At 63.0% G+C, this 18718-nt stretch carries 20 protein-coding genes; 12 read left to right on the top strand and 8 right to left on the bottom strand.

What is annotated here, in order from left to right:
- Positions 1 to 52 precede the first annotated feature (52 nt).
- The 8 genes from flgG to ATN00_RS06565 all read left to right on the top strand — a co-directional run bounded on the left by flgG (position 53) and on the right by ATN00_RS06565 (position 7204).
- On the top strand, positions 53 to 841 hold the full coding sequence (gene flgG, locus ATN00_RS06600) for a flagellar basal-body rod protein FlgG (RefSeq protein ID WP_021244560.1): 789 nt from the start codon (positions 53 to 55) through the stop codon (positions 839 to 841).
- 8 nt (positions 842 to 849) lie between these two features.
- Complete coding sequence (locus ATN00_RS06595) at positions 850 to 1521, top strand: flagellar basal body L-ring protein FlgH (RefSeq protein WP_021244559.1); 672 nt, start codon at positions 850 to 852, stop codon at positions 1519 to 1521.
- Positions 1522 to 1535: 14 nt separating this feature from the next.
- Entirely contained in the window at positions 1536 to 2654 is a 1119-nt protein-coding gene (locus ATN00_RS06590; protein ID WP_062068485.1) for a flagellar basal body P-ring protein FlgI, read from the top strand.
- Positions 2654 to 2965 (top strand): rod-binding protein, encoded by a 312-nt coding sequence (locus ATN00_RS06585; protein WP_062063377.1) that lies wholly within the window; start codon positions 2654 to 2656, stop codon positions 2963 to 2965. The genes ATN00_RS06590 and ATN00_RS06585 overlap by 1 nt, the downstream gene beginning before the upstream one ends.
- Entirely contained in the window at positions 2962 to 4299 is a 1338-nt protein-coding gene (gene flgK / locus ATN00_RS06580; RefSeq protein ID WP_062063375.1) for a flagellar hook-associated protein FlgK, read from the top strand. The genes ATN00_RS06585 and flgK overlap by 4 nt, the downstream gene beginning before the upstream one ends.
- 18 nt (positions 4300 to 4317) lie before the next feature.
- On the top strand, positions 4318 to 5163 hold the full coding sequence (locus tag ATN00_RS06575) for a flagellin (protein ID WP_062063373.1): 846 nt from the start codon (positions 4318 to 4320) through the stop codon (positions 5161 to 5163).
- Positions 5164 to 5284: 121 nt separating this feature from the next.
- Entirely contained in the window at positions 5285 to 6148 is an 864-nt protein-coding gene (motA, locus tag ATN00_RS06570; RefSeq protein WP_062063371.1) for a flagellar motor stator protein MotA, read from the top strand.
- Positions 6149 to 6151: 3 nt separating this feature from the next.
- A complete protein-coding gene (locus ATN00_RS06565) occupies positions 6152 to 7204 on the top strand; it encodes a flagellar motor protein MotB (protein ID WP_062063369.1) in 1053 nt (350 codons plus the stop codon).
- 235 nt (positions 7205 to 7439) lie between these two features.
- Here ATN00_RS06565 and ATN00_RS06560 read toward each other — a convergent pair whose 3' ends face one another.
- From ATN00_RS06560 to ung, 6 genes are all read right to left on the bottom strand, one after another.
- Positions 7440 to 8786, bottom strand: coding sequence for an ATP-binding protein (locus ATN00_RS06560; RefSeq protein WP_062063367.1), 1347 nt, complete (start codon positions 8784 to 8786; stop codon positions 7440 to 7442).
- Positions 8783 to 9502: a response regulator gene (locus tag ATN00_RS06555; protein ID WP_062063365.1), complete on the bottom strand. Its 720-nt coding sequence runs from the start codon at positions 9500 to 9502 to the stop codon at positions 8783 to 8785. The genes ATN00_RS06560 and ATN00_RS06555 overlap by 4 nt, the downstream gene beginning before the upstream one ends.
- A gap of 79 nt (positions 9503 to 9581) precedes the next feature.
- The gene (locus ATN00_RS06550) at positions 9582 to 10217 is read right to left on the bottom strand and encodes an EF-hand domain-containing protein (RefSeq protein WP_062063363.1); all 636 of its coding nucleotides are present in this window, start codon (positions 10215 to 10217) and stop codon (positions 9582 to 9584) included.
- A gap of 136 nt (positions 10218 to 10353) precedes the next feature.
- Positions 10354 to 11583 (bottom strand): argininosuccinate synthase, encoded by a 1230-nt coding sequence (locus ATN00_RS06545; protein ID WP_062063360.1) that lies wholly within the window; start codon positions 11581 to 11583, stop codon positions 10354 to 10356.
- A 129-nt stretch (positions 11584 to 11712) separates the two neighbouring features.
- Positions 11713 to 11907: a DUF4169 family protein gene (locus tag ATN00_RS06540; RefSeq protein WP_062063358.1), complete on the bottom strand. Its 195-nt coding sequence runs from the start codon at positions 11905 to 11907 to the stop codon at positions 11713 to 11715.
- Positions 11908 to 11946: 39 nt separating this feature from the next.
- The gene (ung, locus tag ATN00_RS06535) at positions 11947 to 12642 is read right to left on the bottom strand and encodes a uracil-DNA glycosylase (RefSeq protein ID WP_062063356.1); all 696 of its coding nucleotides are present in this window, start codon (positions 12640 to 12642) and stop codon (positions 11947 to 11949) included.
- A gap of 92 nt (positions 12643 to 12734) precedes the next feature.
- Here ung and ATN00_RS06530 point away from each other — a divergent pair, with 92 nt between their 5' ends.
- From ATN00_RS06530 to ATN00_RS06520, 3 genes are read left to right on the top strand one after another with little or no spacing between them, the layout of a single operon-like run.
- Entirely contained in the window at positions 12735 to 13733 is a 999-nt protein-coding gene (locus ATN00_RS06530; RefSeq protein ID WP_062063355.1) for a serine hydrolase, read from the top strand.
- 59 nt (positions 13734 to 13792) lie between these two features.
- Complete coding sequence (locus tag ATN00_RS06525; RefSeq protein ID WP_062063353.1) at positions 13793 to 14161, top strand: Mpo1-like protein; 369 nt, start codon at positions 13793 to 13795, stop codon at positions 14159 to 14161.
- Positions 14162 to 14209: 48 nt separating this feature from the next.
- Complete coding sequence (locus ATN00_RS06520; RefSeq protein WP_062063351.1) at positions 14210 to 15292, top strand: GNAT family N-acetyltransferase; 1083 nt, start codon at positions 14210 to 14212, stop codon at positions 15290 to 15292.
- Here the strand turns inward: ATN00_RS06520 and ATN00_RS06515 are convergent.
- Entirely contained in the window at positions 15270 to 16148 is an 879-nt protein-coding gene (locus ATN00_RS06515; protein WP_062063349.1) for a cupin-like domain-containing protein, read from the bottom strand. The two genes, ATN00_RS06520 and ATN00_RS06515, sit on opposite strands and share 23 nt — an antisense overlap.
- Positions 16145 to 17275, bottom strand: a complete 1131-nt coding sequence (locus tag ATN00_RS06510) for a GNAT family N-acetyltransferase (RefSeq protein WP_062063347.1) — start codon at positions 17273 to 17275, stop codon at positions 16145 to 16147. Before ATN00_RS06510 ends, ATN00_RS06515 begins: the two co-directional genes overlap by 4 nt.
- Positions 17276 to 17478: 203 nt before the next feature.
- Between ATN00_RS06510 and ATN00_RS06505 the strand changes: the two genes are divergently transcribed.
- Positions 17479 to 18480, top strand: a complete 1002-nt coding sequence (locus ATN00_RS06505) for an NAD-dependent epimerase/dehydratase family protein (protein ID WP_062063345.1) — start codon at positions 17479 to 17481, stop codon at positions 18478 to 18480.
- Positions 18481 to 18718 lie beyond the last annotated feature (238 nt).

Below are 18718 nucleotides of genomic sequence, written 5' to 3'. Positions count from 1 at the left end.
GCTTTTCAACAGGCAGGACTGAGCCGATACGGCTCCACGGAGACAAGAGACGATGACCAACGCAGCCCTTCATGTCGCCCGCACCGGCCTTGACGCGCAGAACACGAAGATGCGCGTGATCGCCAACAACCTGGCGAACGTCAACACGACCGGCTTCAAGCGCGACCGCGCCGATTTCGAAACCCTCGCCTATCAGCAGATGGTGGCGGCGGGCGCGAACTCCGACACGGAAAACAAGTTCGCGACCGGCCTCAATCTCGGCTCCGGCGTCTCGATGCAGGGCACCAGCAAGATCAACACCCAGGGCACGTTGCAGGAAACCGGCAACGCGCTCGACATGGCGATCGAGGGCGCGGGCTTCTTTCAGGTGCAGCGGCCCGACGGCTCCATCGCCTATACCCGCGCGGGCAATTTCACGACCACGGCCGAAGGCGTCGTCGTCACCAGCGACGGCCTGCCGCTGATCCCGCAGATCACCGTGCCCGAAGGCACGACCGGCCTCACCATCGGCAATGACGGCACCGTCTCCGCCACCTTGCAGGGCCAGACGGAAGCGACCCAGCTCGGCCAGATCGAGCTTGCCAATTTCATGAATGCGTCCGGCCTCCAGCCGATCGGCGGCAACATGCTGCTCGAAACGGCGGCCAGCGGCACGCCGCAGGTCGGCGTCGCGGGCCTGGATGGGCGCGGCGCGATCCGCTCCGGCAATCTCGAAACCTCGAACGTCAATGTGGTCGAGGAGCTGGTCGACATGATCGAAACCCAGCGCGCCTATGAGGTCAATTCCAAGATGATCAAGGCGACCGACGAGATGCTCCAATATGTAAACCAGCAGTTGTGAGCCGGTTGATGCGCGCCCTTTCCGCCTCCATCGCCGCCCTGTCGCTGATCGCTTCCCCCGCCATCGCGGGCAAGAAGCAGCGCGAGGAGGAACGGCAATATTACGCCCCCACGGTCGTGGCGCAGCCCGCCGCGCCCGCCGCCAACGGCTCGATCTTTCAGGCGTCGATGGGCTACACGCCGCTCACCAGCGGGGCGCGCGCGACCAGCGTGGGCGACATCATCACCATCGTCCTGGTCGAACGCACGCAGGCGACCAAGAGCAACAGCGCCGACACCAGCCGCAACGGCAATATCGGCCTGACCCCGCCCACCACCGGCGTGCTCTCCAAGCTCTTCTCCGCCAGCGACGTCGCCATGGGCGGCCAGAGCGGCTTCACCGGCAAGGGCAACGCGACCCAGTCCAATGCCCTCAATGGCGAGATCACCGTGACCATCGCGGCGGTCTATCCCAACGGCACGATGCTGGTGAAGGGCGAAAAGGCCCTGACCCTCAATCGCGGCGACGAATTCATCCAGATCAGCGGCCTTGTCCGTCAGGCGGACATCAGCCCGGACAACCGCATCGCCTCCACCCGCGTGGCCGACGCGAAGATCATCTATACCGGCAAGGGCGAAATCGCCCGCGCCAGCCGTCAGGGCTGGCTGCAACGCTTCTTCTCGATGATCAGCCCCTTCTGATGGAGATTTCCAACATGTCCAATCTCCTACAGCCGCTGCGAACAATCGTTCTCTTCGCCATCTCATTCATGACTTTGCTCGCCGTCCCCGCCCATGCGGAACGGATCAAGGACCTCGGCACCTTCCAGGGCGTGCGCCCTAACCAGCTCACCGGCTACGGCATCGTGGTGGGCCTCGCGGGCACGGGCGACGACAGCCTCGACTATGCGACGCAGGGCATGAAGGGCGTCGTCTCGCGCTTCGGCCTCACGCTGCCGCAGGGCGTCAACCCGGCGCTCAAGAACGCGGCGGCCGTGCTCGTCACCGCCGACCTCCCCGCCTTCGCCAAGCCCGGCCAGCGCCTCGACGTCACCGTCTCCGCGCTCGGCAAGGCCAAGTCGCTGCGCGGCGGCACGCTCATCATGACGCCCCTGCGCGGCGCGGACAATGAAATCTACGCCATGGCGCAAGGCAACCTCGCCGTCGGCGGCCTCGGCGTTTCCGGCGCGGACGGCAGCCAGGTGTCGGTCAACGTCCCCTCCGCCGGGCGCATCCCGAGCGGCGCGACCGTCGAGCGCGCGGTCGCGACCGGCTTCGACACCGCGCCCACGCTCACCTTCAATCTGGCGGAAGCCGACCTCACCACAGCGCTGCGCGTGGCGGACGGCATCAACCGCACCTTCGGCGACCAGCGCGCCCGCGCCATGGACGCCGTCTCGGTCGCCATCAGCGCCGCGCCCGGCGCGGAAGACCGCATCATGATGATGGGCATGATCGAGAATATCGAAGTCTCGCCCGCCGACGCGCCCGCCCGCGTCATCGTCAACGCCCGCACCGGCACCGTGGTCATCAACGGCGCGGTCAAGATCCATCCCGCCGCCGTGGCGCACGGAAAACTGACCGTCTCCGTCAACGAAGCGCCCCGTGTCGTCCAACCCGCCCCCTTTTCGCGCGGGCAGACTGCGGTGGAGCAATCCAGTTCGATCCAGATCGACGAACAGAAAAGACCGATGGTCAATTTTAAAGGTGGCGCGTCTCTGGCCGATATAGTGAAGGCGGTCAACGCCATCGGGGCTTCTCCCGCCGACATGGTCGCGATCCTCGAAGCCTTGAAACAGGCGGGCGCCATGAAAGCTGATCTGGTGGTGTTGTGATGCAGATTTCGACCGTTACAGGAACCTCCGCCTCCAATGGCGGGAACGCGGACAAAACCGCGCTGCAAAAGGCGGCGCAGCAGTTCGAGGCGATCTTCCTGCGCCAGATGATTGGCGCGATGCGCTCCTCCAGCATGGGGGATAGCCTGCTCGACACCAGCGCGTCGGAACAGTTCCGCGACATGGCCGACGCCCGTACCGCCGACAGCATGGCGCAAAAGGGCAGCCTTGGCATTGCCGAGCTGCTGCTGAGCCAGTTCGGCGGCAAGGCGCAGCCGCCCGCCACTCCCACACAGGATAAGAGCCCATGAGCGACCTCTTCGTCATCGGCGCGTCTGGCACGCGGGCCTATCGCGCCGCGATGGGGGCCGTGTCGGAAAATATCGCCAACGCCAACACCGACGGCTATTCGCGCCGCTCGGTGACGACTATTGAATCCGGCGCTTCGACCGCCACCATGGCCTTGTACATTTCAAGGGCCAATTTCGGCGGCACGCAGATCGCCGGCGTCAATCGCGCCACCGATCCCTATCTGGACACCGCGGTGCGCCTGACCGGCATGGCGCTGGGCAGTTCGACCGCGCGGATGCGCTGGCTGACCGATACCGAAACCGCGCTCAACGATACCGACACCGGCATCGGCAAGCTGATGACCGGCATGTTCCAGAATATGGACAAGCTGGCCGCCAGCCCCAGCGACACATCGCTGCGCGTAACGACGCTGGACAGCATCAGCCGCGTGGCCGAAGCCTTTCGCCAGACCGCCGCCGACCTCGGCAACGCGTCCAGCGGTATCGCCACCGAAGCCCAGGCGTCGGTGGCGAACATCAACATCGCCCTCGACCAGCTCGCCAATATCAACGGCAGTCTGCTGCGGGCGCAACCCGGCACCTCTGCTTATGCCCAGTTGCTCGACAGCCGGGACGCGGCGTTGCAGCAGCTTTCGGAAAACCTGAACGTCGACATCAGCTTCGGCGCGCATGATTCGGTGCAGATCAGCTTCAACGGGCAAACGCTCGTGCAGGGCGATGCCGCGACGAAGGTGGCGGTCAGCGCTAACCCCAATGGCACGCTCTCCTTCGAGACCAGCGGCGGCACCGCGCTCGCCGCGCCCGCTAACGGAACGTTGGGCGGCCTGTTCTCCGCCGCGCAGACCGTCACCGACCGGCGCGCAAGTCTCGACACTCTCGCCCAGCAGTTCGTGACCGACATGAACGCCTGGCACGCGCAGGGCCAGACCGACGCGCTTGCAGCGGGCGGCGCGCTCCTGTCCTATGGCGGTGGCGCGGCCAATATGGCGGCCCTCATCACTGATCCGGCGGCTCTGGCAACACGGTCGACCGACGGTACGCTCAACGGCAATCTGCTGACCGTGCAATCGGCTCTGCGCGGCAATGGCAGCGTGGAGCAGAACTGGACCGCGTTGATCGCGACCCATGCCAATCTGCTGACCGCCACCAAGGCGGAGCAGACCACCGCGCAGGGCCGCGCCGATCAGGCCGTCGCCGCGCGCGAAGCGGTGAGCGGCGTGGACCTCGATATGGAAGCGGCCGATCTGCTGCGCCTTCAGCAGGCCTTTTCGGGCTGCGCGAAGATATTGCAGGTCGCCAAGGAAACCGTCGACTCCATCCTGCAACTTATCTGAACGGGAAAGGCCTGACCGATGGTTGGCATCACCAACAAGACCCTTACCGCCGAAATCCGCCGTCAGCAGCAGCTGTCGCAAAGCATCATCGCGGGCCAGACCGCCATTTCCTCCGGCGTGACGCTGACCAGGCCGTCCGACAATGCCCTTGCATGGGTGCAGGTTTCGGACATCGGCCGCGCACAGGCGCAGCAGGCGGCCTGGCAAGCCAATGTCAGCTATGGCACGACCCGCGCCTCCAATGCCGAATCCAATCTGGACGAAATCAACAACCTGCTGGTGCGGGCGCAGGATCTCGTGATCTCGGTCCGCAATGGTTCGCTCAACGACACGAGTCGTGGCGCCATCGTCGAGGAACTCAAGACCATCCGCACCACCGTAGGCGAATTGCTGAACCAGAAGGATTATCAAGGCGTGTCGGTGTTCGATGACGGACAAAGCGTTCTGGTGCCGGTCAGCCGGGGCCTCAACCTGGCAGTGGTCGGGACACGCCAGCAGGTTTCGGAAGGGATCGACGTGGACGGCACGGCAATGTCGATCGACGACATATTGAATCAGAGCATCACGGCCGTTTCAAGCGGCAGTGACAGCGACATCGGAACGGCGCTGGAAAGCATCCAGGCGGGCCAGAGCCATATCATCGTCGAGCTGGCGAAACAGGGCGTCAGATCCGATCGCCTCGACGTGGTCGGTGCGCGGCTGACCGATGTTGATCTGGACCTGACCGAACGCCGCTCCACACTGGAATCGACCGATCTCGCGCAGGTCATATCTTCGGTTCAGGCCAAGCTGCTTCAGCTCAACGCCGCCCAGTCCGCATTCGCGCGCATCAACAAGCAGACGCTGTTCGACCTTATCGGCTGATCGGAAAAAAGGGCGCGCGCTCCTAAACTGAACGCTAACCAAACCGTATTAACCAATGAAACGGCATTGCACGGGATGCTGACGGGGTTGGCCCCTTCGGGCAAAATTTTCGGGGATTTTCATGTTCGCTATTATCGGCCTCGTCGTCCTGCTCGTCATGGTGTTTGGTGGGTTCATCTTCACCGGCGGCGACATCGGCCCGGTTCTGCACGCCCTTCCTCACGAAATGCTGATCATCGGCGGCGCAGCCGTCGGCGCGCTTATCATCGGTAATAGCGGCGCGGACCTCAAGGCGCTGGGCGGCGGCGTTGGGAAAGTATTCAAAGGCCCCAAATACAAGAAGCAGGATTTCCTAGACTGCATCTTCCTCGTCAGCCGCCTGATGAAGACGCTCCGCGTCGAAGGGCCGGTTGCGCTGGAACCGCATATCGAAGATCCGGGCAGTTCCACCATCTTCACCGAATATCCGCGCCTAATGGGCGACAAGACGCTGATCCACCTTATCAGCGACACGCTGCGGCTGGTTGTCGTGTCGTCCGGCACGCTCGATCCCCATGCGGTCGAGGAGGTTATGGACAATGCGCTCAAGACCCATCATCATGAGGCACTGAAGCCCGCCGACAATCTTCAGGGACTCGCCGACGCCCTGCCTGCTCTGGGCATCGTCGCGGCGGTCCTCGGCGTGGTCAAGACCATGGGCGCTATCGACCAGCCGCCCGCCATCCTTGGCGCGATGATCGGTTCGGCGCTGGTGGGCACCTTCCTGGGCGTCTTGCTCGCCTATGGCATGGTCAATCCCTTCGCCAACCGCTGCCGGAGCGTGATCGAGGCGGACGGCTCCATGTATCATGTCGTGAAGCAGATCATCATAGCCTCGCTCCACGGCCATCCCCAGCCGCTCGTCATCGAAGCGGCGCGCTCCAGCCTCACTCATGCGAACCAGCCAGCCTTCGCCGAAGTGTTCGACGGCATGCGGGGCAAATAAGCCATGGCCGAAAAGAAGCGCGGCGCGAACGAGCCTGAACCAAGACCGATCATCGTCAAGAAGATCATCGTCGAAGGACATGGTGGCCATCATGGCGGCGCATGGAAGGTCGCCTATGCCGACTTCGTGACGGCAATGATGGCGTTCTTCCTACTGATGTGGCTGCTCGGCGCGACAACCGAAAAACAGCGCAAGGCGCTGGCCGACTATTTCACCCCGACCCTTATCGAAATGAAGATGGCATCGGCGGGCGCGAATGGCCTGCTGGGCGGCGACAGCATCAAGGGGAAGGAAAATTACCCGACCACCGGCGGTCAGGGCACCATGTCCATGACCATCCCCCGCGATGCGAGCGGAACGGCGGATCAGGGCGGCAAGGGGTTGCGGGCGGCCGACCGCGCCAAGTTCGAATCGATCAAGAAAGACCTTGAAGCACGCATGACGCGCCGGGGCATGCAGAATCTCCGCAAGAATGTGCGCTTCACCGAAACGCGCGAAGGGCTTCGCATCGACCTGATCGACGAAGCGGATTTCGCCATGTTCTCGATGGGCACCGACCGACTACTGCCGCAGGCGCGCGCGCTGGTGGGTGAAGTCGCCAACGTGCTCGAAACCATGCCCAATCCGCTGATCGTGCGCGGCCATACCGACGGCCTGCCCTATGCGGCAGGGCGGACGATGAACAACTGGATGCTGTCCTCCGCCCGCGCCGAAGCAACACGCAAGGCGCTGTCGGACGAAGGAATCGGCAATGCCCGCTTCGCCCGGATCGAAGGCGTGGCCGACCGCGAACCCTTCGTGAAGGACGATGCCTATGACCCGCGCAACCGGCGCATGTCGATCGTCCTGGGCTGGACGCGCGGCGCGGAAACGCCCGATGCCAATGCAGAGATGGATGCGGAAACCAGAGCTGAGATCAAGGAACGGGATAACCCCCTCCGCGTGGCCCGCGAACAGGCCCTGCGCCTCAACATGGGTGGCACGGGCCTTCCGGCGGGCGCGGAATTGATAAACCCGGCCGCGCCGGGCGCGTCCGGCAAACCTGGTAAGCATTGACTGGAAATACCGCACTTTTGCAGTGTTGCGCCGTGTACCGGTTCGGGGGGGGCGGAACGGCAGCGCGCCGTTCGTCCTGAGCAGCTCCTGAGCCTATCGAAGAGGCATATCGAAGGACATGTGGCGCGTCGGCCCCATACGGGTCTTCGACTTCGCTCAGCCCCTACTCAGGACGAACGGGGGTGAGGAGCGACAACCCGCCCATTCCTCAATCGCGCCAATCGCCCGCAAATACCTATGCAGGCAAAATCAAGCTCGCCTCCAACCCGCCTTCTGCGCGGTTGGCGAGGTGCAACGATCCGCCATGCTCGGCCATGATCGCTCGTACCAGCGCCAGACCCAAGCCCGCGCCGCCGGTATCGCGATTGCGCGATCCCTCCAACCGGGTGAACGGCTCCATCATCTCTTCCATGCGATCTTCAGCGATACCGGGGCCGTCATCTTCCACGATCAGGTGAATGGCGCCATCCCGGCGCGCCACCGAAACATGCGCCCGCTCGCCATAGACCGTGGCGTTTTCGATAAGGTTGCGGAGGGCCCGGCGAATCTGCTGCGGGCGCACATTGGCCACGGCGCGAGCGCTCTCGGCCATGTCGACCGGCGATCCCAGTTCCAGGAAATCCTCCACCACCGCATCCGCCAAAGCCGAAAGATCGACCTTCTGCGTGGACTCGCTGCTCCGCCCGGCCCGCGCGAGCGACAATATGTCCTCCAGCATCCGGTTCATCTCATCAATGGTTTCGGACATGCGGGCGCGCTCGCCTTCATCCTCCACCGATTCGGTGCGGACCCGCAGCGAGGCAAGCGGCGTACGCAGATCATGGCCGATCGCACCCAGCATCCGGTCCTTTTCATTCAGCATCAGGAAAATGCGCGCGCGCATCGCGTTGAAAGCGGTCGTGAGTTGGCGCACATCGCCCGGCCCGCGCTCATCCACCGGATCGGCGGCGCCGGTTCGCGCGAACTGCTCGGCGGACTCCGTCAATTGCCGCAACGGACGCGCCAGCCGGCGCCCTACCCACAATAACGGCAACAGCACGATGACATAAAGGATAGCAGTCTGTCCGATCAGCCAGCCGCCAAAACGTTGCGGCCGCTCACCCGTGCGCGTCTGCGTCACGACCCATTTGCCCGGCTCATATTCGGCCGCCATAACCAATCGGCCTACATTGTGCATAACCGGTTCTGCACCCGACGCCCGGGCACGAAGGCGTTCCCAGCGACGCATGGGCAGGCTTTCGCTGTCCTGCACCGCCCGAATGGACCGCATCTGCAACCCGATATCCTCGAACATCGCCGCCGCCCGGCTTTCGACATCGGGACGCCGTTGTCCTTCGACACGCGGTGGCGCATCGGTAAAGCGCGCCCGCACCCGCCGGTCGTCGGCTCGCCGGTCGCCGCGACTGTCGAGCGCGTCCACGATGCGATAAACGGCGGGGGCGGTTTGCCCGGTAAGTTCCAGCCGGTTCCGTTCCCGCAGCAAGAGCGCGAAATTGATCGCCTGCGCCACGAACAGCGCGATGGCGACCAGCAGGATGACCTGCCCGACAAGGCTCTGGGGCCACAGTCGCAACCGCTTCACAGCCTGCGTACCTCCGCCGACAAGGTATAGCCGCCGCCCCAAACCGTCTTGATAAGCGTCGGGTTCTTGGGGTCCGGTTCGATCTTCTTGCGTAGGCGGCTGATCTGGTTGTCGATGGCGCGATCGAAGGCGTTGGCTTCGCGCCCTTGCGTGATGTCGAGCAACTGGTCGCGGCTCAACACCTGGTTGGGCCGGGTGGCGAAGGCCATCATCAGATTATACTCCGCCGTCGACAGCGGCAGCGCCACCCCCTCGGCGTCCACCAGCGTGCGTTCCTGCGTCTTGAGCAACCATCCGGCAAAAGCATAGGTCGCGCCGTCGGGAGCCGTCACCCGCTGGCCACCGGTGGCGACGCGGCGGAAGATCACCTTGATCCGCGCCACCAGTTCGCGCGGGGAGAAGGGCTTCAGCACATAGTCGTCCGCGCCCATTTCCAGCCCTACGATGCGATCCGTCTCCTCCGACCTGGCGGTCAGGAGGATCACGGGAATCTCGCTCGTCTCGCGGATATGGCGGCACAGCGACAGGCCGTCCTCGCCCGGCATCATGATGTCGAGCACCACCAGGTCGATCGCGTTGGCATTGAGCCGCACCCGCGCTTCCGCCGCGCTTTCGACGGCGGTGACGCGAAAACCGTTGCGCGTCAGATATTGCGCCAGCGGCTCGCGGATCGAACGCTCGTCATCGACGAGCAGCAAATGGGGTCGTTCGCTCATGTTTCAGGCTTCTGTCACGGCTGGGAAGAGAGGGGAAGGGTGAAGGCAAACTGCCCCCGCCCTTCCCATATTGTGCGTGTCAGTCGGCGGGCGTGTCTGCGGCAGGCGCAGAATCCGATCCCTTGCGGTCCTGCCACGCCTTCCGCATGGCCTGATGCGCGGCCTTCATCTCCTCGGTGGTGACAGTGCCGTCCTTGTTCGCGTCGGCCCGGTCGAACATCGCCACGCCGCGCGCCACGAACTGCTCACGCGTGACGGGACCAGCCTGCGCGCCGTCCGGTCCAGCTTTCATGCCCTTGCCGAAGCCGCGATGATGGCGGCCGCTCCAATGACGTCCATCCGGCCCGCCGTGCTTGCCCGCCTCGGCGCTGCGATCAGGCTTGGCGGTGAATTCGGCCTTGCTGATCTGGCCGTTCTTGTCGGTGTCAAGCTGCGCGAAGCGGGCTTCCTGCCGCTGCTGGCGGCGCAGTTCCCAGTCCTCCTTGCTCAGCTTGCCATCCTTGTTGGCGTCCATCTTCGCAAAGCGCGCTTCGAGAGAGGCGGTCAGTTCCGCCTTGGTGAGATTGCCGTCCTTATTGGCATCGGCCATCATCATCATGCCGCCGCGCGGACCGCCGCGACCGGGGCCGTCCTGCGCCGCAGCGATGTGCGAAGCGGCAAGGCCCCCTGTCAACAAAGCGCCAGCGGCCACCGTCATCATGAACTTGCGGATCATGTCAGTCTTCCTTCCAAATGTCTGTCACGAACGGCGGAGGCCGTCCCTGGAAACGCTTATCGGCAAGACTTGTCCCGCAACTGTGTCATGTCACGGAATAAAATGTCGCAATGTGTAACGGCGAGACGCCGAAATCTCAGCGATCCCGGCGGCCCAGCAGCCGCAGCCGCAGCGCATTGAGCTTGATGAAGCCCGCCGCGTCGCGCTGGTCATAGGCGCCCGCATCGTCCTCGAACGTCACGACCTTTTCGCTGTAGAGCGAATAAGGCGACTTGCGGCCCACGACATAGACCCCGCCCTTGTAGAGCTTGAGGCGGACGGTGCCCGTCACCTTCTCCTGGCTGTGGTCGATGGCGGCCTGCAGCATCTCCCGCTCCGGCGAGAACCAGAAGCCGTTATAGATCAGCTCGGCATATTTGGGCGCGAGTTCGTCCTTCAGATGCGCCGCGCCGCGATCCAGCGTCACCTGTTCGATGCCGCGATGGGCAAGGTGATAGATGGTGCCGCCCGGCGTTTCATACATGCCGCGCGACTTCATACCGACGAAGCGGTTCTCGACCAGGTCGAGCCGCCCGATGCCATGCTTGCGGCCATATTCGTTAAGCGTTTCGAGCAAAGTCGCGGGCGTCATGCCCACGCCATTGATCGCCACGCCGTCGCCGCGCTCGAAATCAATGGTGATATATTCCGGCGCGTCGGGCGCGTCCTCCGGGTTCACCGTGCGCGAGTAGACATAATCGGGCGTTTCGTCCCACGGATCTTCCAGAACCTTCCCTTCGGACGAGGTATGGAGCATGTTCGCGTCGGTCGAAAACGGGCTTTCCCCCCGCTTGTCGCGCGGAATTGGGATCTGGTGCTTTTCCGCGAACTCGATCAGCTTCGTGCGGCTGGTCAAATCCCATTCGCGCCACGGCGCGATCACTTTGATGTCCGGCTGCAACGCATAATAGCCCAGCTCGAAACGCACCTGATCATTGCCCTTGCCGGTCGCGCCGTGGGATACGGCGTCGGCGCCGACCTGCTTCGCGATCTCGATCTGCCGCTTGGCGATCAGCGGACGGGCGATGGAGGTGCCGAGCAGGTACAGCCCCTCATAAAGCGCATTGGCGCGCATCATCGGGAACACATAGTCCTTCACGAATTCTTCGCGCAGGTCGTCGATGAAGATATGCTCTTCCTTGACGCCCATCAGCCGAGCCTTGGCGCGCGCAGGCTCCAGTTCCTCGCCCTGCCCCAGATCGGCCGTGAAGGTCACGACTTCGCACTGATAGGTCTGTTGCAGCCATTTCAGGATTACGCTCGTATCCAGCCCGCCGGAAAAGGCGAGGACGATGCGATTGATCTTGTCGGGATTGGAAGCGGACATGGGCGAAGCAACCTTCCTTCGGAACTGGCGCGGATATTGGGCGCGCCGGTATCAGGCACGGACCTTGAGCGCAACCGCATCCATGCCGCATGGGCAGATTCGGCACGGCACTATCCGATCAAGGCAAGTCTAGGATGCGTCCGACCCCTCCTTCTCCCGCCGCGCCCCATCCAGAGCGCGAACCCGGCGGGCTTCCTCGGCTTCCGTTTCCAGCCGCTCCGCCTTGCTGCGGCCGAATTTCGCGCGATTAGCCTGCGCGAGCCGTTCCTTCTCGTCCCGCATCTTGGCTTTGCGCGCCTGCCGCAGGTTAATGACGTTACCCATTGCATCGCTCTCCCTTCCCCGCGTCGAGTCGTCTGATTTTCAGGCGGCGGCCACTTCCGGCAAGGCCCAGTCGATCGCGCCGCGCCCCTTCTCCTCTAGAAACGCATTAGCGCGCGAGAAATGGCGGCAGCCCAGAAAGCCATTATGCGCCGACAGTGGCGAGGGATGCGCGGCCTTCAACACCAGATGTTTCGATGGATCGACGAATCCGGCCTTGCGCTGGGCATAGGCGCCCCACAACAGGAACACGACGGGCTCCTCCTTTTGATTGACCAGCCGGATGATGGCGTCGGTGAACTGTTCCCATCCCTTGCCCTGATGCGAAGCGGCGCGGCCCATTTCGACGGTCAGCACGCTGTTGAGCAGTAGCACCCCCTGCCGTGCCCAATGCTCCAGGAATCCGTGGCGCGGCGGCGCGATGCCCAGATCGCTATTCAATTCCTTGTAGATATTGACCAGCGAAGGCGGCGTCCGCACGCCCGGTCTCACGCTGAAGCACAGCCCATGCGCCTGCCCCTCGCCATGATAGGGGTCCTGCCCCAGAATCACGACCTTCACCCTGTCCAGCGGCGTCAGGTCGAGCGCGCGAAAATATTCGCTGCCCTTGGGAAACACCCGCTTCCCGCTGACCTTTTCCCCTTCCAGGAAGCGCTTGAGCGCCTGCATATAGGGACTCTGAAACTCGCCCAGCATCGGCTCCCGCCAACTTTCGTCCAGCTTGATGGTGTCACTCATGTTTCGGGTGATGAACCGGACGGCAAACCCCTGTCAACCGGGCGACCCCAAAGCCTCTTGCCTCCTACGGCGGGATAGAGGAGAGAACGGCCATGCCGCTTTCTCGCACTTTTGGCGCTATCATTGCCGCCCTTGGCCTGTTCCTCGCCCCGCTGCCCGCGGCGGATGCTTTCGGCCCTGTCAAAAGCCTCCCGCAGCAAACCGCCGAAGCGCGGCTCCTTGCTCAGTTCCAGAGCTTCGCGGTGCTGACCGACGGCACCGTCGGCATCGCCGTGCAGGATCTGTCGACCGGGGAGGAGCAATCGCTGAACGGCGATACGCTGTTCCCCATGGCCAGCACATATAAGGTCGCTGTGGCGGGCAAGATTCTCTCGATGGTGGATGCGGGAACGCTCAACCTTCAAGACTTGCTCGATCCGCCGTTGCCCGCGAAATCGCGGTCGGTCCATGACCTCATCGATCTGATGCTGACCCATAGCGACAATGATGCGACCGATGCTCTGGTGGCGCGCGCGGGCGGCCCCGCCGCGATAGACGAATGGGTCGGCGCGCTGGGCGTCAAGGGGCTGCGCGTCGACAGCGACACCGCCCATCTGCTCTATCGCGCCATGGGCATCAGCCCGGCCGCGGGCAGCTTTCGTCGCAATGTCGCTGCGGCGCTGGAGGCGGATTCGTCACTACGCGAGCGCGACGCGCGCGACATGCCCAACATCGCCTTCACGCGCGATCCCCGCGACACCTCGACGCCGCGCGCGATGAACGCACTGCTCGCCAATATCCAGCTGGGCAAAGCGCTCAAGCCTGCCAGCACCGCTTATCTGCTGGACATGATGGAACGTTGTCACACGGGCAAGGCGCGCCTGAAGGCCATGCTGCCGCCTGGCACCCGGATCGCACACAAGACCGGGTCGCTGAACGGCTATGGGGGCGATGTCGGCATTGTCACTCTGCCCGACGGGCGAATGTTCACGATATCCGTTTTCGTGATGAAGGATTATAAGGGCCGGGAAACGCGGGACAGCATCATGGCCCATGCCGCCCGCGCCGCCTATGATTATTTCCTCTTCGCTCCCGCCAGGCGCACAGCCTGACGCATCCGGCTTAACAGGCTCCCTTACAGCGGTTATTCTCCTGCCGAGAGAGGAGCGACGTGGACAGGTTCACCTGCTTTCGGGAATTCTGGCCCTATTATCTTCAGGAACATGCGCGCCCAGGCACGCGTGCGCTGCATTATGTCGGCACGACGCTGGTAGTCGCATTGGCGATGGCAGCGCTACTGCTGGTTGAGGGCTGGTGGCTGCTGGCCGCCATTCCTTTTGCCGGTTACGGCTTCGCATGGGTCGGTCATAGCCTGATTGAACATAATAAGCCGGCGACCTTCCATTATCCCTTCTGGTCCCTGCGCGCCGATTTCCGTATGTGGTATCGCTTCCTTACGGGCCAGATGGGCCATGAGCTGGCGGTGGCCGGTGTGCGGCCGGATGGCTCGATCGATCCGGTTCGGCGACTCCGCCCCTGATGTCGTCCTATCCGCTTGACCAGGGCCACGCCTTTGCCACAAGGGGACATGGCCCTTCGCGCGCATTTCTCTCCCCTTCCCGACAGGACAACGCTCGAAGCCCGCTGGCGAACGATGGAGGCGCAGTCGGACGCTTCCTTCTTTCTCGGCTGGACATGGATCGGCGCTTGGCTTGATGCCTATGACGTGCGGCCCGAACTCCTGGCCGTTACCAACGATGAGGGGCATGACATCGCACTCGCGCTTGTCGGCCATGCGATGATGCCACGTCTGCTGGGCAGGGCCGCCACGCTCTGTCTCAATCAGGCGGGCGATGATGGCGCGGACCGCCCATTCATCGAATATAACGGCCTGCTCATCCTGACGGATCAGGAATTGCCGGTTGCCCGCACCGTTCTATCGGCAATCGGCGCGCGCAAGGATTGGCGCGTACTGCACCTTGCGGGCGTCGCGCCGGAATCGCCGCTGCTGGACTTCCCTGCCCACCGCAGGGCGAAGCTCGATGAATCCCCGGTATATCAGATCGATCTTGAAGCCGTGCGCGCTGCCAAAGGGGATTATCTCTCGCTGCTGAGCGCCAACACGCGCAGTCAGATTCGTCGCGCGATGAAGGAACGTGGCGGCGCGCTTCCCACCGTCGCCCGGGCCAGCCGCGCCGATCTCGAACCATGGCTGGAGGAGATGCGGATGCTCAATCAGGGGCGTCATGCGGACAATGCCTGGGACAATGCCGCCTTCCGCAGGTTCGTCGCCATCATCGCCGAACGCGGACTGGAGGAGGGAAATGTCGAACTGCTGCGGTTCACAGACGGCGGCGATGGCGATGCCGATCCAGTCGGACTGCTTCTCAACTTCATCCATCGCGGCGTGGCGATGAACTATCAGTCCGCCTTCACCGCGCCGCGCTCTGCCAAGGACAAGCCGGGCCTCCTGTGCCATGCGGCGGCTGTCGGCAATTATGCGACGCACGACCTCAACCTCTATTCGCTGCTGGCGGGCAAGGATCGATACAAGCAGAGTCTGGCCACTTGCGAGGACCGTCTGCAATGGTGGGCGCTGGAACGCTTCTCTCCCCGTCTGGAGGCCGAAGCCACGCTCCGACGGCTGCTCAGGCGCCCAATTTCCGCATGATGCGATAGACGAACCGGCGCCCGATCTGCTTTTCGGGCCATCGGGTGACTTTCCCGATCGGCATTTTCCAGCGCCGAAGCAGCCCGTTGAAGCTGTGCAACTCTCCCTCGGCCACGCTGCGTTCGGACCGCCATGTGATAGACAGGCTGATCGAAACGGCAGATCCATTCTGGACGAAATGCGGCGCCTTCACCGGCACATGTATCGCATCGCCCGGCTCCAGCAGAACAGGAATCCCGCGCGACAGGAATGCATCCCGCCATTCCAGATTGCGATGGCCGCCATTGTGGAAATCCTCGCTCTTGCATGGCGGCACCAGTTCTTCGTCGCGCGCCGGAAAGACTGTCATTGTCTTGGTTCCGCGAATCTGGAGCAGGATATTATGCTCGGGGTCCATGTGAAAGGGCGTGACGCTGCCGGGAGAGGACAGGAAGATGAACGCTTCCCGATGCAACATCGGCCCTGTCCTGCGCGCCACCATGGGTTCCAATTCCGCCAACGCCTGATCCAGTAACGCGCCATAGATCGCGTCCCGCTCCACATTCTTCAGTACGGCCCAGCTGCCGTTGGTCTCTATGGTCCGGATCGTCTCGCCCAGCGTCAGGCCGTTGGAGGGCGTTTCGTCCGGGCGAACGCCCAGCGGCAATGCTCCCAGATTATATTCGACGCTCCCCGCCGGCATACGCTCCGCCAGATCGGCCAGAGCCGCCAGCGTCAGCAGCGGATGATCGACAAGATCATGGGTAAGCGGCGCCGCCTGATCGGGATAGGCAGCGGTGAAAGCCACGCGCGCGCTATCGGAGAATATCCGGGTGGTCGTTTCCTTCCCCGGCGTGATCGAACCATGGGCGGTCATGCCTGTCCTTTCATGATCTGGCTTATCCGTTCGACGCCGTTGGCGAGCGTGAAGGCCGCTCCGCGAGCCAGGCGCCTGACGCCGCGCCCGTGCAAGGCGATGCGATATTGCACGATGGTCCGTCGCTCCGCCCACAGGCTGTCGATCATGGGATGATCGGCGGCGGCGCAGCTATCCATCCACGTCATGCCCGGGTCGCCCTGCACGGCATGGAGATTAGCGATCTCGATCAATACGCCGGGCGAAAAACGCCCCAACGCCTCGTCAAAGGCGATCTTGAAGGAAAAGGCGCCTTCGCCATGACGGAAATTGACGAGCATGGCGATGGCGCGACCGTCCAGATCCATCCGAAGGAAATGCAGCCGTCCGGCTTCAAGGGCCGCAGCGCAGGCCGTGCGGAAAAAGGCTTCGTCGCCCTTTTTGCACGCCAGTGCGGTTCCGTGCTGCCCCTTCCACCCGGATGCTTCCAGCGTCAGGAAATCCTGACACCATAGCGGCAGGTCCGCCGCGCTGGCCAAAAGCCGGGGCTCCATATGGCCCAATTCCGCCAGCCGCTTTTGCAGACGACGCAATTCCTTGCGTTTCTTGGCGCGGACGTGGGTTTCCCAATAATCATCGGCTGACAGGTCGGATCGCAGCATGGCGCGGTCATAGCGATGGATTTCCCGCCGCCCGCGCCGTTGCTCGACACAAAGCGCCTCCAGAGCTGCTGCATTGGCGCCCGCCGCATCCAGAGATTCCAGATGCAGGAAACCCGACGCCCAATCGGCATCGTCAAGCTGCGCCAGAAAACTGCGCCACGCGGCTAGCTCATGCCCCTGCCGGACAAGAGGCGCGCCGAAAAAGCAATGGTCGTGCATCCAGTTGACTACGCAGGGAACGGGCAGGCGCCCATGGTTCGGCGCCATGATGACCGGTAGAAGGCCTATGGAACGGCCTTCCTCCTGCGCCTCGATCAACCGCACGCCCTTATGGACTGCGAGATGGTCCAGAGCCGCCTCCAGCATGTCCGGCGCATAAAATGCGTTCGCCTCCGCCGCCGCGCTGGCCAGATCGGCCCAGCGAGCACGGCGCAAGCGCGCATGCGGATGACCCGCCGACGCGGAAGGATGCGTTGCCATATCCATATCATGCCCATAGGCAGGAAAGATTAGAGAATAGCTAAGCTTTGATCGTCATGGGGCTTTTCCCTGGACGACACCGGGTGCAGAACCCTTTACATCGTGCGCGGAGTGGGCTGGGAAAGTGGAAGGAACGTCGTCTTGACGGGCAAGCAGGGAGACAGCGTCGTGCAGCATGATTACGGCCTATTGCAGCATCGGATATCCGCATGACCATTCTTGTCACCGGCGTGGCCGGCTTTATCGGCATGCAGGTCGCCGACCGTCTGCTGGAAGACGGACGCGCGGTAATCGGCATCGATAATATGAACGATTATTATGCGGTATCACTCAAACAGGATCGCATAGCAGCCCTTTCCGAACGTCATGGCAAGCTATTCACCTTTGCCGAACTGGATTTTGCCGACATGCCCGCCCTGCAAGGCGCCCTGGCCGATCATCCAGTGGAGGCGATCGTCCATTTGGGCGCGCAGGCGGGTGTTCGCTATTCGCTCGTCAATCCGCACGCCTATGTGCGTTCCAATCTGACGGGGCATGTCAACATGCTGGAACTGGCGCGGGAACGGCGCGTGCGCCATCTGGTCTATGCATCGTCCTCATCCGTCTATGGCGGCAATGACACATTGCCGTTCCGAGTGGAGGATCGCGCCGATCATCCCGTATCGCTCTATGCCGCCACCAAGCGCGCCGACGAACTGATGAGCGAAACCTATGCCCATCTTTTCCGGGTGCCGATGACCGGACTGCGGTTCTTCACAGTCTACGGCCCGTGGGGCAGGCCCGACATGGCCATGTGGATCTTCACCTCAAAGATCCTGGCCGGTGAGCCGATTCCCGTTTTCAACCATGGCAGGATGCAGCGCGACTTCACCTATATCGACGATATCGTCGCCGGCGTCATAGCCTGTCTCGACAATGCGCCCCCCGACGACGGCGCTGTAAAGGCGGGTGGCAGCCGGACTCCCCACCGTCTGTACAATATCGGCAATAATCGGCCGGAAGAATTGATGCACCTGATCGCCGTGCTGGAGGATGCCTGCGGACGAAAGGCGGAAATGGATTTCCAACCCATGCAGCCCGGCGACGTGCCCGCCACCTACGCCGATATCAGCGCGATTGCGCGTGACGTGGGCTTCGCGCCAACCACCGGGATCGAAGTGGGTGTGCCGCGATTCGTGTCCTGGTATCGCGATTATCACGCTATCGGATAATAAGCTGCACGCTCAATCAAGCAAAAAGTTCCTCGATCAATCGTGCATTTACGGCATTTGACCGTATTCTAACGCTGCATGATCCAGAACGGCGATATTTCTCAACAGCATAATAGATTGCAACAAGTCACAAAAATATCGTAAGTCATATCCCATCCGGATAAAATGAGATCCGGCCCAGAACAAGATAACAGGCGATCCGCCTAAAGGTGGTCGTCGGCGTGTTCGTCAACCGGAT

This window comes from Sphingobium baderi (assembly GCF_001456115.1).
Classification (GTDB): Bacteria; Pseudomonadota; Alphaproteobacteria; order Sphingomonadales; family Sphingomonadaceae; genus Sphingobium; species Sphingobium baderi_A.
The sequence above is the reverse complement of the archived record's forward strand: the minus strand, read 5'-3'. Positions and strand labels throughout refer to the sequence as shown.